This is a genomic window from Caldisericum sp. (assembly GCF_049967455.1).
Lineage (GTDB): Bacteria > Caldisericota > Caldisericia > Caldisericales > Caldisericaceae > Caldisericum > Caldisericum exile_A.
Map to the genome: position 1 here is coordinate 1 of NZ_JBMFSR010000025.1, position 16,188 is coordinate 16,188.

Sequence of the window (16,188 nt, forward strand, 5' to 3'; positions counted from 1 at the left end):
ATCTCTCACATTCGTTCGAGATGACCAAAAAGCAGTTATTCCGAAGCCGATTTTTTTGTGTCATTCCGAAGTGGCGTAGCCACGAGGAATCTCCTCAGTTTATATTTTTCCAATATTAAGAAGCAAAAGCAAATTGAGAATCGTAACAACTGCAAATGTTAAAACTAACAAAGCTTTCTCTATGCCACGATTTTTGTATTTACCCATAACAAGCTCGCTTGAAGTAAGAGTTATCTGTCCTAAAACTGTAAAAGGAAGTTCAATACTCAATATGGCTTGACTTATTATGAGCCCTTTAAAAGTATCCTTTAAAAAGAAAATTATAAGTGTTGCAAATACAAGTGCTGATATAATACCAATCCTTGAGTGGTTATCTTTGGTATCAAAAGGCTCATTTGAGGCCCCCGAAACGATAATCCCAGATGAAATTACAGCAGTAATTGAGGAGGAAATGCCAGAGAAAAGCAAGGCAATCGCAAAAACAATTGATGCAAAATTACCTAATAGAGGCTTTAAGGTTGCCTGTGCTGTCTCTAACTCAGATACTTTAATTCCATACTTAAAGAAAACTTGTGCCGCAACTATTATCATTGCAGAATTTATAAGAAATCCAATAAACATCGAAAAAATGGTGTCAAGAAACTCAAATGAGAGCTGTTTTTGTATGGTTTTTTCATCTTGTAAGTTCCATTGTCTGCTCTGTATGATTTCACTGTGAAGAAATAGATTATGTGGCATTACAACTGCCCCTAATACGCTCATTACCACAAGCTCCGATCCTGTTGGAACTGACGGCACAATCCACCCTAAGAGTGCACTTTTAACATCAACACCCACCATAAAAAGCTCAATAAGAAAAGACAATCCAATAAGACTCACAAATCCAATAATAATGCGCTCAATTTTTGTATATGAATTTGTTAAAACCAAAAATAAAATAAGAATGCTTGTAATTATAGCACCAAACTTAATAGGAATTCTAAAAAGCATCTTTAAGCCAATAGAGGCACCTAAAACTTCTGCAAGAGTTGTTGAAATGGTTGCAAGATATCCTGCTACAAGAAGAAAAGTTGATATAGGTTTTTTATAAAATTTGTTAAAGGATTCCGCAAGGCATAGACCTGTTGCAATGCCAAGATGGGCTGCATTGTGTTGTAAAATGATAAGCATAATCGTTGAGAGAGTGACCATCCAAAGCAGTTTATATCCATACATTGACCCTGCGGCAACATTTGAAGCCCAGTTTCCAGGATCAATAAAACCAACTGTAACGAGGAAACCAGGACCAATATACTTAAGAATCTCAAATGCCTCTAATCTTGGTTTGTGATTTTGAAAAAGCCTTTTTATGTTTTCCATTTTTAAATTATACAAAAAACCGATAAAAGGGTATAATAGTTTGGAGGTGTAAGATGGAAGATTTCTTTGACAAACTTAAAAAGGGTGCAAAAGAAGCAACCGAAAAGGCGGGAATCTTAGCTAAAATTGCGGGACTTAAAACTCAGATTGTAAACAACAATTTGAAGAAAGACGGTCTTTTCAAAGAACTCGGAAAGGTTTTCTTTAGCGAATTGAAGGCAGGAACTTTTAAAGAAGAACTGAAAGAAAGTCTTAAAAAGATCGTGGATGAAATTGAAGCACTTGATTCTGAAATTGCAAGAGTTAACGAAGAGATTGCAAAATTAAATGAGGATTTGAAAAAGGTTGGCGCAACAGAAGAAGAGATGAAAGAGGCAGCACCTCTTGAGCCAAAAGATTTGACAAAGCCAAACGAAGAAACTCCTCAAGAGGAAAAAGATAATCCTCAAGGGTAATAAACTACTTTTCAAAGTGATTTATTAGACTCTCTAACGAGAACCTTTTTTAGACTTTATTTTATTAATTTCTCAATGAATTTTTTAAATACCATAGGGTTTGATGTTTTGAGTCTTTCTGAAATTTCAACCCTACTTACATAAAAAGGATTATCTCCATATTTATTTATTAATTTACCATAGAGCCCAAAGCCAATCTTAAAACCATTTTTCCTGAGTATCTCTTCTATGGTTTTATCGAAGGCTCCCTGCGGGTAAGTAAATGCAATAGGTGAAATATGGAGAATGTTAATCGCATCTTCTTTTGACTGATTAATATCAACCTCAATATCTTTATACTTTTTCTCTTTAAGAAGTTTTTGGTAAATATTGTGGAGTTTGTGGGAGTGAAGCGAAATTTCAAAACCATTATTTAGAAGTGTTTTTATCTCATTTTCATTTACTTCCCAAACGGAACCAATGTATCCTGTAATAAGAGATGCAACACCTGTAAAGCCATTTCCTTTAAGAACAGATGAAGCAAGGACGACACTTTTAAATCCGTCGTCAAATGTAAAAATAACGCTTCTTTTCGGGATCTTTTTGTTAAACATTAGAAATTCATAAAGGTCATCAAGTTTGATGCTTTCAAATCCATAACTCTTAAGAATTTCTATGTGCTTTTTAAAATCTTCAAGACTTACATCGTATGAATTGATTCTCTTATTGGTATAGATGTTGTGATACATAAGCACAAGCACAAAAGTATCCTTTGAAGAAAAGAGCGAATTATATTCGTTAAGGATTGTTTTATCTTCTTTGATGCCGTAAATTCTTCCAATGTTGTAAACCGCATTCTCAAAATAAGAAACCGGAACGTTTGAAAAACTCATGGATTCATTTGATAGAGCATTTCCATAAAATGACAAAAAAAAGATTAACACAAATAAAATCGTAATAAATTTTTTCATTTTCATATATTAGATACAAAATTATACTGAAAAGTTTCCTGTTTCAAAAAATATTCTTTGAAAATTGTTGACTACATGTTTATTAAAACGATGAATGTTTTCTAATAAACGAAAGAATGAGAGTCCCCCATCAACCATTAGAAAGGGGGGTGCCCACTTTCTAACTTACCCCCAAAGGCAAAATTATTATTTTGTGGAGTGTTGAGGAGGCGATTTATTGCCCCCTCAAAATAATTGTCATTCCGAAGTCAATTTTTCCGTGTCATTCCGAAGTGGCGTAGCCACGAGGAATCTCCTCAGTTTTGGGGGAGTATTGAGGGGGGTTGTTGCCCCCTCAAAATATGGAGATTTCTATTAATCGAAGGGGTAAAAATCCCCCTTCGAACTACCCCAGAAAGAGGAGATTTCTCACATTCGTTCGAAATGACAGATTGTGTCATTCCGAAGTGAATTTTCATTTGTCATTCCGAAGTGGCGTAGCCACGAGGAATACCTTATTTAGAGGGGGATTTGAAATTCTCCCCCTCTAACTCCCCCTAAAAGGAGGAGATTTCTCACTTCGTTCGAAATGACTGGTTATGTTTAATCTGAAGGTTATTTCTGTTTGTCATTCCGAAGGCTTTAGCCTGAGGAATCTCCTATTTTAATGGGAAAAATATACCTCCCTCTCCTATTTCCCCAAAAGAGGAGTCTCCTTACTACGTATGGAATGACTAATTGGTGTAGTCTGCAGGATGTTATTCCTTCTATTTCTAATGATGTTGGTTTTTCAAAAAGAAACTTCATAGCGCAACGAAAATGGAAAATACCTTGCAAATTTTTCAGTTTTTTATCCGACTTTAAATTTAAAAATTTCTCAAAAGAGGCTAAACAAGCGCAAAACCAGTTATTGCAAATCTACCTTGAGGAATTTGATGTTTAATAATTTTCTTTTTAATTGGAGCTTTTAAAGAATTAATAACATCAACAACACAGTTAATTTAATAAGAAGCGAAATTGCAGTAATAACTTATGTAAAATTTTTAAAATGGTAAACCTTTTTAATGGTTAAGCCTATAAATACTAATTGCAACAGTGAAAAAAATAGTAAGAAACCACCACTGAAGATGATAAAATATTATTTGAAAAGCCCTTAATATGGATTGAATTGAATTATTTGCTAATGGTTGAGATTTAACTTCAAGATCTGAGAGGATTGCAAGCTTTCTTAAACAAAGGGTTTCGTTTTGTTTCGGTGTTAAAAGGATAAGTAAATGAGAAAGAAATTTATAAGTGATGATTTTTTAATTCAGTCCAAAAATCTCCCTTCTTTTACATTATCCTCAATTACTTTTAACAAAGTGAGATGAGTTTTATTAACCCTCTTTAACAAAATAGCAGAGAATTATTATAATATATTTATGAGAAGAAAAATCAAAGGAGGTAAAAAGTGGAAAAGAAACTCGATCAAACACAGGCTTTGATTGAAGCAGAAAGATGTCTCTATTGCTATGATGCACCATGTGAAAAGGCATGTCCTGCACATGTACCCGTGCCTGAGTTTATCCAATCAATCAGAAGTGGAAATATTAAAGGTGCAAGAGAGCTTGTGAGCCTTGCAAATCCATCAATTGAGGTTTGTGGAGAGGTGTGCCCTGAGGAGCAATTTTGCCAATCTGTTTGCACAAGAGCAAAGATTGATTCCCCAATCAAAATTAGAGAACTTCACAAATTTGTAACTGACAATGTAAAACTAAAAGATCTTGAACTTGATTTGCCGCCATTGAATGGAAAGAAGGTTGCAATTATTGGCGGTGGTCCTGCAGGACTTGCCTGTGCAAGAGAACTACGTAGATATGGTATTAAATCTGTCATCTTTGAGAAGAAAGAACTTGGTGGAATCCCAGTGCAAGAAATTTCCAAAGAGCGACTTTCCGATGAAATTTCAAGAGGCGAAGCGAAACAGATCCTTGAGTTGTTTGATGCGGAAGTAAGGGACAAGAAGATTACAAGTCTAAATGAGCTTGGAAATGAATTTGACGCTGTATTTATAGGAACAGGCTTGACCGAGGAACTTGAACTTGATGTAAAGGGTGTAAATCTTCAAAGTGTTTATACAGCAAGGAAGCTTCTAAAAACTATAAAATCTGGTATGAAAACAAACTTAGGAAAAAGGATTGGTGTAATAGGTGGCGGAAACGTTGCAGTGGAAGTGGCTGCCGCATTAAAGAGAGAAGATCCATCAAGAGATGTTGAAGTTGTTTATCGTAGAGGCTTAAAGGAATTAAGAGCTTTTAAAGATGAAATTGAGGAAGCCCTTGAACTGGGAGTTGCATTCCAATTCCTCGCAATACCGATTGAAATTAAGGGCACTGAAAAAGTTGAAGGACTTGTCTTAAGGAGAGCTCGTCTTGGTGAACCAGATGCAAGTGGTAGGCGTACATTTGAAGAAGTGCCAAATTCTGATTTCTTCATTCCTTTTGATAGTATCGTAATAGCAATAGGACAGAAACCATCTGATGTATTCTCTGAACTTGAAAAAACAAATAATGGGCTAATTAAAGTTAATGAAAATCTTGAAACCTCTAAACATGGAGTATTTGCAGGTGGTGATATTGTAAGAGGTGCTTCGACGATTGTAGAAGCCGTTTCGGATGGTAAGAAGGCAGCACAGTCAATTTTAAAATACATTGAAGGAGGGAAAAATGTTTAAGAAAGTCGATATATCAATTGACTTTTTAGGCATTCATCTTGATTCGCCATTCATTCTTTCTGCTGCGCCTCCAACTGATGAACTTGAAATGGCAGAAAGAGGGCTTGAAGCAGGTTGGGCTGGGGTTATTCTTAAAACAACATCCGTTGAAGGAAACCCCGTCGAGCTTAAAAATCCGATGATGTCATCTTTTGGACCAATGAGCAAGAAGGTCGTTGGGCTTGGGAACATTGACCTTATTTCACATCATCATATTGATGTAGTTGAAGAAAGAGTTCGATACCTTAAAAAGAAGTTTCCGAATAAAATGATTGCCGCATCTATTATGGGAGCATCAAAGGAAGATTGGCAAACACTTGTATGGAGATTAAAGAAGGCAGGTGCAGATCTCATTGAATGTTCCTTTAGTTGCCCTCAAGGAAGTATGGGCGAAGAGCCTGGAAAGATGCTTGCGCAGAGCGTTGAAGCAACTGAAAAAGTTACGCGTTGGGTAAAGGAAGCAGCTGATACAACACCAGTTCTAATTAAAATAACTCCACAAGTGACCGATATTGTGGAGGTTGCAAAGGCAGTTAAAAGAGGTGGTGCAGATGGTATTACAGCTTCAAATACAATTCCATCTCTTACAGGTGTAGATATCTATACATTTGAACCATATCCAACACTTTTTGGTGAGGGTGCATATTCTGGTTTGTCTGGTCCTGCAATTAAGCCTATAACTTTAAGGACAATTGCAGAAATCGCAAAGAATGTGGATATTGTAATTTCCGGTAATGGTGGTGCTTTTAATTGGCGCGATGCCGTTGAATTTATGGCAGTTGGTGCATCAAATGTCCAATTCTGCACGCTTCCAATGCACTATGGCTTTAGAACAATAAGAGACCTTAGAAGTGGTCTTGAACACTATCTTAAGGAAATGGGATTCACAAGTCCAATGGAGATTGTTGGCAAGGCATTGAAGAACATAAAGAACCAGGAAGATCTTGTTAAACCAGAAACAAAATCAGAGATTAACTACGATAAATGCATTGGCTGTGGTCTTTGCTTTGCAGCCTGTAACGATGGTGGACATATGGCAATTTCTTGGGATTCAGAATTGCGTAAGCCGACAGTGAATGAGGACAAATGTACTGGTTGTGCAATGTGTATGCAGGTTTGCCCTGTTGATGCAATAAGGATGAGAGAAAAATTTGATTCAAAGGTTCATTACTTTGCAGAAAGAAGGTGAAAACTTGAAAGAGGTAAGTATTAATTTTAAATTAAATGGCAAGGAGTATAACCTTACGGTACCGACTAACCTTACACTTCTTCAGATAATTCGTGAAAAACTTGGTTTAACTGGTACTAAAAGAGGATGTGGAAAAGGAGAATGTGGAGCTTGCACTGTAATTTTCAATGGAAGAACTGTCAACTCTTGCCTTGTTCTTGCCCCAAAGGTTGATGGCGCAGAGGTTATAACAGTTGAGGGAATTGGAACTTTTGAAAACCCCCATCCTATACAGGAGGCGTTTGTCGAGGAAGGCGCCGTTCAGTGTGGTTTTTGCACACCCGGTTTTGTTGTATCTGCCTACGATCTTCTTTCTAAAAATCCTCATCCAACAGAAGATGATATCCGAGAAGGGCTTTCTGGCAATCTCTGTAGATGCACTGGATACATAAAGATCATTAATGCAGTTAAAAAGGCTTCAGAAAAATTAAATGGATAAATACATTTCAGGAGTTCTATTATCTGCTGGAAAATCGGAAAGAATGGGGGAGATGAAAGCGCTTCTCTCCCTCAATAATAAACTTGTTATCGAAAAACTCATTGAAGAGTACTTGGATACTCCTATTGATGAACTTATTGTGGTTGTTGGCTTTAATGGTCAAAAACTTGAATCAATTATAAAAAGTTTGTTTCAAACGGATAAATTAAAGGTCGTTTATAACGAAAAATATGAAGAAGGAATGTTTTCTTCGGTTGTAAAAGGCGTTGAATCTGCTACATTTGATAATGTTCTTCTTGGGCTTGTTGATAATCCTCTTATAAATAGTGATATTATTAAAAGATTGCTTAATGAATTTGATTTTGAGCATATTGTTATTCCCTCTTATAACAAGAAAGGTGGACATCCGGTTTTGTTTCCAAAGTTTGTAAAAGATGCAATACTTTCAGGTAAGTATGAAACTTTAAAGGAAGTTTTTGATTCATTCAAAGAAAAAGTTGATTATGTTGATGCGCCAATTGAAGTTACCATTGATATGGATACAAAAGAGGATTATGAAAAAATTCTCCGATTTTTAGAGGGAGGCTCATATGATTAATGTATACGAAAAGATGGCAGAACTTATAAAGAAGGGTACGGAATTTGTTTTTGTTGTGGTTGTGAATGCAGAAGAATCAACCGCAGGGAAAAAGGGCTTCAAGATGATTGTCCTTAAAGACGGCTCATTCTATGGGACAGTTGGTGGTGGCACACTTGAAAAAGATGCAATCGAAATTGCGAAAGAACTTTTTAAAACTAAAGGTACTTACTACAAAAAATATGTCCTTAAAGAAGGCGATCCCCTTTCTTTGGGAATGGTCTGTGGTGGGGAGGTTGAATTGTACTTTGAATATGTTGGCACAAAAAGACAAATGGTGATCTTTGGAGCAGGACATCTTGGAAAGGCACTTTACGAAGTTGCTAAGGTCTCAAAAGAGTATGATTTTGTGGTTATTGATGAGCGTCCTGACTTTGCAAATGAAGAAAATTTCCCTAATACAACAATCTTCAATGGTGAAGGAATTTATAAAAGAGTTTCTGAACTTCCCATTCGTGATGGTGCAGAGGTTGTTATCTTAACTCCAGGTGGCGAAAATGACCCTTATATTCTAAAAGGTCTTTATGACAAGAATGTGTCATATACTTATATAGGGATGATAGGAAGCCTCAATCGAAGAAATAAATGCTTTGAAAAGGCTACGGAATTAGGAGTGTCAAAAGAATTTTTAGATAAGATCTTTGCACCTGTTGGTCTTGCTATTGGTTCTGAGACTCCGTTTGAGATTGCGATTGCAATTTTGGGCGAAATTATTGCCCTTAAAAAGGGCTATATAGATAAAGTTTTAACAGAAAGGAGTGCACATGAAAGAACTTGATTATTTTTTTCCAAAAACATTAGAAGAAGCACTTCAAATTAAAAATGAATTAAAAGGCAGTATTAGAGTTATTGCAGGCGGGACAGACCTTGTTGTTCGTCTGAAGCAGGATCAGGTAAACGAAGATATGTTGCTTGATGTTTCAAGGTTAGAAGAGTTAAAAGGGATAGAGGATAAAGGCGACATGATTTATATTGGCGCAGGAACAACCCACACAGAAATTCTTGAGAATTCTTTGATTAAAGATAAGGCTCCAATTCTGTATGATGCAGTTAAATCCATTGGCTCGCCTCAAATAAGGAATATTGGAACAATTGGGGGAAATGTTGCGAATGCTTCTCCTGCGGGAGATTCAATCCCAGCGCTTTTTGTCCTTCTTGCAAAACTTCATCTAAAAAGTGTTGATGGTGTTAGATCTGTGCCAATTGAAGACTTTTTCCTTGGCCCAGGAAAAACCGCAATTAAAGATAATGAGATCATTATCGGTATTGAATTAGATAAGATGCAGGAAAAAGACATCGGCTTCTTTAGAAAGGTAGGTCAAAGAAAGGGTACCGCAATTTCTGTTGTAAATGCTGCAGTAAGGCTTACTAAGGATAGCGTACCAAATAAATTCTCAAAGGCATTTGTTGCCTTAGGTGCTGTTGCTCCAACGGTTGTTAGAGCAAAGATTGTTGAAAATGCCATTTTAAGCGAGACTCTCGATTCTCTTGACAAGATTATGTACATTTCAAGATTAGTTTATAGAGAGGTTTCTCCTATAACTGATGTAAGGGGTTCTCTTGAATATAGGCGTGATGTCTCTATAAACATTGTATATGAAGGGCTTGCAGACCTCTTTTTAAATGGGTTTAGGAGGTAAGAAATGGAAGAAATGAGATATATAGGAAAGCCAATACCTCGCATTGATGCACTTGAAAAGGCAACAGGAAAAATTAAATATATGTCTGATCTTAAACTCCCAAATATGGTGTTTGGAAAGATCTTGAGAGCTAAGTACCCACATGCAAAGATTTTAAAAATAGATACATCAAAGGCTGAAGCACTTCCAGGGGTTGTTACTGTAATTACACATAAGGATGTACCTGGCGTAAATGGTTTTGGTATTGTTGTTCCTGATATGCCTGTGCTCTGTAAGGACAAGGTGCGTTATATTGGTGATGCAGTTGCAGCTGTTGCAGCAGAAACTGAGGATATTGCAGAAAAGGCAATAAAACTCATTGAAGTGGAGTACGAACCTCTACCTATTGTAGATGATCCAGAAGAGGCAATGAAAGAGGATGCACCAAAAATTCACGAAGAGGGAAACATACATTTACATACCGAGATAACCCGAGGAGATGTAGAGACTGCCTTTAAAGAGGCTGATTTAGTAATTGAAGAAACATTCTTTACAGGAAGGCAAGATCATACACCTCTTGAAACCGAAGGCGGCGTAGCCTATGTAGATGAAGATGGCATTTTACACGTTTATGTAGGCTCTCAATATCCCCAAAGAGACCAACTCCAGCTTGCAAGATGCCTCAACTGGAATCCAAAGAAAATCCATGTTGTTTCCTATCCTGTTGGTGGAGCCTTTGGTCGTAAGGACGAACTTTCAATACAACCTATTCTTGCTCTTCTTGCGATAAAGGCAAAACGCCCTGTGAAAATTACTCTTTCAAGAGAAGAATCAATTATTGCATACTGGAAAAGACATCCCTTCAAGATGCGTTATAAAGTAGCATTCAAGAAAGATGGAACACTTCTTGGTGTTGATGCATATCTTGTTGAGGATAAAGGTGCATATTCCTCATTAGGTGGTCCTGTATTAAATTTGGCAGTGGAGCATGCCTGTGGTCCATATCGAGTTGATAATGTCCATGTAGATGGCTATGCAGTATTTACAAATAACGGTATTGCAGGTGCGTTCCGTGGATTTGGTGCACCTCAAACTGCATTTGCAATTGAAACAATAATGGATATTGCCTCTCGAAAATTAGGCATTGACCCAATTGAACTTAGAAAAAAGAATGCGCTAAGAAAAGGTGATAGAACCTCTATTGGTAATGTTCTTACAACATCAGTTGGAACTGAACTTGTCCTTGATGCATTAAAAGAATCCTATATCTGGAAAAATAGAGATACTTTAATAAAAGTACAGCCGAAACCATGGCTTAAGCGTGGTGTTGGGATGGCGCTAACATATCAAGGGACTGGGCTTGGTGTTGGTATTCCTGACTATGGTGGTGCAATACTCAACATGAACGAGGATGGTGGATTTACTGTAAGGATAGGAACAGTTGATTATGGACAGGGTATCGGTACTTCCTATGCACAGATTGTTGCAGAATCAATGCGTGTCCCGATTGAAAAAGTAAAGGTTGTATTGGGTGATAGTTTCCTTACAGCAGATTCAGGACCAACAAGCGCCTCACGTGGAGTTTATACAGGCGGTAAGGCAGCCGTTATTGCGGCAGATAAAATGAAGGAAATTCTGAAGGAAAAAGCAGCCGAATTACTAAAAGTAGACCCAGAAAGACTTGATTTTGATTTTGGATATGTTGTAGACAAAGAAACTGGAAACAAAATATCCTATGAAGAACTTGCTCATACTTTTAAAGAGAGCGGAAATCTTCCTGAAACTGAGGGGTATTTCCTTGTCCCAACTTCGGATATGAAGCTCGAAAATGCCTTTGGGCTTCCACACCATATATTTGCATTTTCAGCACATGCAGCCTATGTTGAAGTTAACACACTTACAGGGGAAGTAACCGTAATCGAAGGTGCAGAGGCGGTTGATGGTGGTGTTATCATAAATAGACAAGGTTATGAAGCGCAGGTTGAAGGTGGTTTTGTGATGGGTATGGGTTATGGTCTTATGGAACACACTATTATTGAAAATGGTATTGTAAAGAATCCTAACTTCTCAACATATATTATTCCAACGATTAAGGATGTACCCAAACGAATTGAGGCAATTCCGGTTATAAACCCAGAGGACACTGGTCCATTTAGATCCAAAGGTATTGCTGAAACTGTAATGGTTGCAACAGCACCCGCAATAACTAATGCGATTTATGATGCAACAGGTGCAAGAATCTTTAGAATTCCTGCAACTCCAGAAGTTGTCTACTTTGCAATTAAGGAGAGCCAAAATGAGGACATTGATTAAGAATATCGATGCACTTGCAACCTTTGATAATAACGGAAGAGAATTAAAGAATGCGTGGATCGAGATTGAAGATAACATCATAAAGGCAATTGGGGTTAACGAACCTCCTCAGGATGCATTTGATAAAGTAATTGATGCAAAAGGGATGGTTATGCTTCCTGGGTTTGTAAATACGCACCACCACTTTTATCAATCTCTTTTTAGGGCGGTTCCTGCTGTGCAAGATGCAAAACTCTTTGATTGGCTTGTTTATCTCTATGAGCGTTGGAAGTATATTGACGAGGAAGCGGTATATGTATCATCAATTGTTGCAATTCTTGAGATGATGAAATCAGGTGTTACGACAACAACCGATCATCTATATTTATTTCCAAAAGGACATCCAAATCTCTATGATGCAGAAGTTGAGGGTGCAAAATTAACAGGCGTAAGATTTTATGGAACAAGGGGAAGCATGTCTCTATCTAAAAAGGATGGAGGTCTTCCTCCTGATTCTGTTGTGCAAACAGAAGAAGAAATTTTAAAGGACTATGAAAGGGTTATAAAACTCTATCATGACCCAAAACCATTTTCCATGAGTAGAGTTGCTCTTGCACCATGTTCTCCTTTTTCTGTTACAAAAGAGCTAATGATTCTTACAAGAGAGTTTGCAGAAAAACACGACCTGCTTCTCCACACCCATCTTGCAGAAACAAAAGATGAAGATGAATTTTGCCTTGAAAAATTTGGGAAACGCCCTGTTGACTATATGGAAGAGTTAGGATGGCTTTCAGATAGAGTATGGTTTGCCCATCTTGTGCATTTAACAGATGCTGACATTAAGAAACTTTCCGATGCCCGTGTTGGAATGGCACACTGTCCCACATCAAATATGCGTCTTGGCTCTGGCATTTCGCCTGTTTTTAAGATGAAAAATACAAATATGCGTATTGGGCTTGCAGTTGATGGAAGTTCCTCAAATGATACTGGAAATTTCCTACTTGAAATAAGAAATGCAATGCTTCTTCAGAGAGTTGCCTTTGGTGAAAGTGCATTAACTGCAAGAGAGGCTCTCAAATTGGCAACCTTAGGTGGTGCATCTGTGTTCAGAATGGAAAAAGAAATTGGTTCAATTGAAGTAGGTAAGGCTGCCGACATCATAGGGTTTAAACTTGATGACCGCCTTGAATTTGCAGGTGGGTTATCTGATCCTTTTGGTGCGCTTGTCTTTTGTGATGCAAAAGGTGTTGATTTTTCAATGATAAATGGAAATGTAGTTATTGAAGATGGGCATTTTGTTCACATTGATGAGGAAACATACATACAAAAACAAAACGAGATTTCAAAAAAGTTATTGTCAATGGAATAAAAGAAAGAATATTTAAATTTGGGGGCATTAAGCCCCCTTTTTAATTTGTTTCGATATTATACAAATTTCTTATGAAAAAACCTTAATATTTTATTAACAAATTCGAGCGTTAAATATCTTGTATCTTGAAGGATTAATAAGATTGATAAAGCGATTGTTGTTGAGCATTTAACAAGAGTATTTAAAAATGGGAGGCATCCTTTATTTTCATTTTTCACCTCTGAAACATAATAATCTTTGGGAACATTTCCCGATTTTAAGATATCTAATAAGTTGGAGGTGATGGGTGTGAGGGAGAAAATCATATTAACCTTGATTCTTTCAGTCTTTGTGGTGGCTTTGGGATGCACTAAACCAAAAGGAAACTATACTGAAAAATTGAAGGAGGGTTGTGTTGAGGCAACTATTACAGGCATAAAACTTGATATTGGGAGACTTGAAAATTATCTTGTGCTACCAGATCTTCAAAATAAGGCTCAAGTAGAAGCCCACCTTTCGAAACTTTACGAAGATTTAAAGAAGTATCAAAATATGAGAATAGAAGAATATGCACTTCCTCAACCTCTTCACATTAGAGGTTATATTAATGAACCTTATGTAGTTAATACAATTATCTATCTTGAAAAGCAGTCAATGTCAGGACCTTTTTATCATGCAGTAAAGGTGATGGACGATAGAGGAGCGGAAATTAAACCTAAGGAAATTTATGAATTTACCATATATCCACTTTATCGAAGGTATTATCCATTTGAAGATTGGTATGTTTTAATTGAAAGTTTTGAAAAGTAGAATTTTGAAATTTTTTCTTGTTTTTTTGAAGCTTTTTTGTAAAATTATTTAAAAGCATAAGATAAGGAGGATTTTTGTGAAAATTTTAGTTATAAATCCTGGCTCAACTTCTACAAAAATAGCAGTTTATGATATGGATAAAGAATTGTTTTCAAAATCAATTGAACACTCGAAAGAAGAACTTGCACCATTTAAAAAGATTTCAGATCAGCTTGAATTTAGAAAAGAAACAATCCTTAAAGCTCTTAAAGAGGCAGGATTTGACCTAAGTGAATTTGCCTGTATCTCCGCAAGAGGTGGGAATATTCACCCAGTTCCCTCTGGCACTTACATAGTAAATGAAAAAATGGTCCAGGATATGCTTTCTCTTAAGTATGGAGCACATCCATCAAATCTTGGAGCACCGATTGCATATGAACTTGCGAGGCAATACAATATCCCTGCCTTTATTGTTGACCCAGTTGTAGTGGATGAGATGGAGATGGTAAATAAAATAACAGGGCTTAAGGGGATTTTGAGACAGGCGAAAGATCATCCTTTGAATCAAAAGGCAGTTTCAAGAGAAGTTGCAAAATCCTTAGGTAAGAAGTATGAGGAGTGTAATTTTGTGGTTGCGCATCTTGGTGGCGGGATTTCCGTTGCAGCACACAGAAAAGGGCGGATCATTGATGTTAATAATGCTTTAAATGGAGATGGTCCATTTTCTCCAGAGCGCGCAGGTGATTTGCCTAATGTTTCTGTTGTTGAGATGTGCTTCTCAGGAAATTACACTAAAGAAGAAATTCTTAAAATGCTTGCAGGAAACGGTGGATTTGTGTCACACCTCGGCACAAATTCCTTAAAAGAAGTTTTATCGAGAATTGAGCAAGGTGATGAATACGCAAAACTTGTATATGATGCAATGGTGCTACAGATTTCAAAGTGGATTGGTATAATGGCAGTTGTTCTTAAGGGTGAAGTTGACGGGGTGATTCTTACAGGTGGTATGGCAAAGTCAGAAAAACTTGTAAACGACATAAAAGAGTATGTAAAGTTTATTGCGCCAGTTTATACCGTCGCTGGTGAGTTTGAGATGAAAGCCCTTATGGAAGGTGCCCTTCGGGTTTTAAGGGGTGAAGAAGAAGCAAAAACTTATGAATAAACGAAGGGAACTTTTTCGACACATTTTGTATCTAATATGTTTATATTTCACCTAAAAACGGTGGGGTATTAAGCGATAATGATTTAAAAGCGTATCCCGAGATTCTTAAGGTAAATGATTTTGAATCGCTTTTAACCATTACAAGTAGGTATATTATCCCTATCTGGATTGATAAAGATGCAATAGATATGCTTCCAAAAGATTGGATTAATGAATTTCCACAAAAATTTTATCCAGTTATATTTGTAGGATATGGAAATCCCCTTTATGCAATGCGCGACAAACTTGAACTACCGATTTTTGGACCCTATGTGGATTGGAGCAAACAAGATTTAGAACAGGGATTTTGTACCTGGATGATCACGGTAACTGCAGAAGGTGGTATATCTTCGACTCTTAAAGGATATAAAGGGAATGTAAATATTTCTAAGATTCTTGAAGTGAGTAACAGCCTATTTAAGGAATGCTTCAGAACTCTTAAATACACAAATAATGAGTATGGTTTTAATTTTTACTTGCCTTTGACGTGGAACGGCTATAAGGTAATAGAGGATAAATGGACTGGTTACAAATTTGGTGCAAGTGGTGATGAGATTGCTGAAACTGGTCCTATCTTGATAATAAGAGACTCAGAGTGGACTGAAAAAGAGCCAACTCAGGTTATTCCTATTATGATTTTCACTATTTCACAGTGGAACGACCTTAAAAAAGAAAAGTTTCACATAGGTGCAGCACCAATCGGACCAACAGAGCTTGGCAGGAACTCAAAATATGTTTTTGCGCTACCTGCTCGTTATAATTATGCCTTTCCTAAAGGATTTGAAGTAGTCGATGAAATAATGCAAAGTAATCCTCTTGAGGCGTTTTGAATTTTTGTTTAAAAAGTCATATCGAGCAAAGTAAGATATCTCCTTAATTTAAATTTGAGTGGGTAAACATCCCACTTCGAACTTCCCTAAAAGGAGGAGATTTCTCCATTACTCGAAGGGGTAAACATCCCCCTTCGAACTTCCCCAAAAGAGGAGATTTCTCACATTTGTTCGAAATGACGTCGCAATGTCATTCCGAAGGAGCGTAAGCGACTGAGGAATCTCCTCAGTTTCGGGGGAGTATTGAGGGGGCGGTGTTTTGCCCCCTCAAAATATGGAGATTTCTCCTCACTTCGTTCGTCGAAATGAC

The 16,188-nt window shown here is 37.0% G+C and carries 15 protein-coding genes; 13 read left to right on the forward strand and 2 right to left on the reverse strand.

All coding sequences use genetic code 11. From position 1 onward, the window contains the following. Window positions 1–99: 99 nt before the first annotated feature. Entirely contained in the window at window positions 100–1,359 is a 1,260-nt protein-coding gene (locus ACP5SP_RS05915) for an Nramp family divalent metal transporter (RefSeq protein ID WP_428076217.1), read from the reverse strand. A gap of 53 nt (window positions 1,360–1,412) precedes the next feature. Between ACP5SP_RS05915 and ACP5SP_RS05920 the strand changes: the two genes are divergently transcribed. Then, window positions 1,413–1,814 (forward strand): hypothetical protein, encoded by a 402-nt coding sequence (locus ACP5SP_RS05920; RefSeq protein ID WP_428067358.1) that lies wholly within the window; start codon window positions 1,413–1,415, stop codon window positions 1,812–1,814. 56 nt (window positions 1,815–1,870) lie between these two features. Here the strand turns inward: ACP5SP_RS05920 and ACP5SP_RS05925 are convergent, their stop codons facing one another. Continuing rightward, complete coding sequence (locus ACP5SP_RS05925; protein WP_428076219.1) at window positions 1,871–2,764, reverse strand: polysaccharide deacetylase family protein; 894 nt, start codon at window positions 2,762–2,764, stop codon at window positions 1,871–1,873. A gap of 646 nt (window positions 2,765–3,410) precedes the next feature. On the opposite strand from ACP5SP_RS05925, the gene ACP5SP_RS05930 reads away from it, so the two are divergent. The 12 genes from ACP5SP_RS05930 to ACP5SP_RS05985 all read left to right on the forward strand — a co-directional run bounded on the left by ACP5SP_RS05930 (window position 3,411) and on the right by ACP5SP_RS05985 (window position 15,878). Then, window positions 3,411–3,686, forward strand: coding sequence for a hypothetical protein (locus tag ACP5SP_RS05930; RefSeq protein WP_428076221.1), 276 nt, complete (start codon window positions 3,411–3,413; stop codon window positions 3,684–3,686). 507 nt (window positions 3,687–4,193) lie between these two features. After that, entirely contained in the window at window positions 4,194–5,456 is a 1,263-nt protein-coding gene (locus ACP5SP_RS05935; RefSeq protein ID WP_424587008.1) for an FAD-dependent oxidoreductase, read from the forward strand. Beyond that, window positions 5,449–6,684 (forward strand): NAD-dependent dihydropyrimidine dehydrogenase subunit PreA, encoded by a 1,236-nt coding sequence (gene preA / locus ACP5SP_RS05940; protein WP_416085221.1) that lies wholly within the window; start codon window positions 5,449–5,451, stop codon window positions 6,682–6,684. Before ACP5SP_RS05935 ends, preA begins: the two co-directional genes overlap by 8 nt. Before the next feature lie 4 nt (window positions 6,685–6,688). Next, complete coding sequence (locus ACP5SP_RS05945) at window positions 6,689–7,162, forward strand: (2Fe-2S)-binding protein (RefSeq protein ID WP_424587007.1); 474 nt, start codon at window positions 6,689–6,691, stop codon at window positions 7,160–7,162. Then, window positions 7,155–7,760 (forward strand): nucleotidyltransferase family protein, encoded by a 606-nt coding sequence (locus ACP5SP_RS05950; RefSeq protein ID WP_416085223.1) that lies wholly within the window; start codon window positions 7,155–7,157, stop codon window positions 7,758–7,760. The genes ACP5SP_RS05945 and ACP5SP_RS05950 overlap by 8 nt, the downstream gene beginning before the upstream one ends. Then, on the forward strand, window positions 7,753–8,577 hold the full coding sequence (locus tag ACP5SP_RS05955) for an XdhC family protein (protein WP_416085224.1): 825 nt from the start codon (window positions 7,753–7,755) through the stop codon (window positions 8,575–8,577). The genes ACP5SP_RS05950 and ACP5SP_RS05955 overlap by 8 nt, the downstream gene beginning before the upstream one ends. Next, on the forward strand, window positions 8,564–9,439 hold the full coding sequence (locus ACP5SP_RS05960) for an FAD binding domain-containing protein (RefSeq protein WP_416085225.1): 876 nt from the start codon (window positions 8,564–8,566) through the stop codon (window positions 9,437–9,439). The genes ACP5SP_RS05955 and ACP5SP_RS05960 overlap by 14 nt, the downstream gene beginning before the upstream one ends. A 3-nt stretch (window positions 9,440–9,442) precedes the next feature. Further along, entirely contained in the window at window positions 9,443–11,731 is a 2,289-nt protein-coding gene (locus ACP5SP_RS05965; protein WP_428076224.1) for a xanthine dehydrogenase family protein molybdopterin-binding subunit, read from the forward strand. Beyond that, the gene (locus ACP5SP_RS05970) at window positions 11,715–13,079 is read left to right on the forward strand and encodes an 8-oxoguanine deaminase (RefSeq protein ID WP_416085227.1); all 1,365 of its coding nucleotides are present in this window, start codon (window positions 11,715–11,717) and stop codon (window positions 13,077–13,079) included. The genes ACP5SP_RS05965 and ACP5SP_RS05970 overlap by 17 nt, the downstream gene beginning before the upstream one ends. Window positions 13,080–13,367: 288 nt before the next feature. Next, a complete protein-coding gene (locus ACP5SP_RS05975; protein WP_424587197.1) occupies window positions 13,368–13,868 on the forward strand; it encodes a hypothetical protein in 501 nt (166 codons plus the stop codon). 76 nt (window positions 13,869–13,944) lie between these two features. Further along, window positions 13,945–15,009, forward strand: coding sequence for a butyrate kinase (gene buk / locus ACP5SP_RS05980; protein WP_424597416.1), 1,065 nt, complete (start codon window positions 13,945–13,947; stop codon window positions 15,007–15,009). A 188-nt stretch (window positions 15,010–15,197) separates the two neighbouring features. Further along, window positions 15,198–15,878, forward strand: coding sequence for a hypothetical protein (locus ACP5SP_RS05985; protein WP_428076226.1), 681 nt, complete (start codon window positions 15,198–15,200; stop codon window positions 15,876–15,878). The last annotated feature ends 310 nt before the right edge of the window (window positions 15,879–16,188 follow it).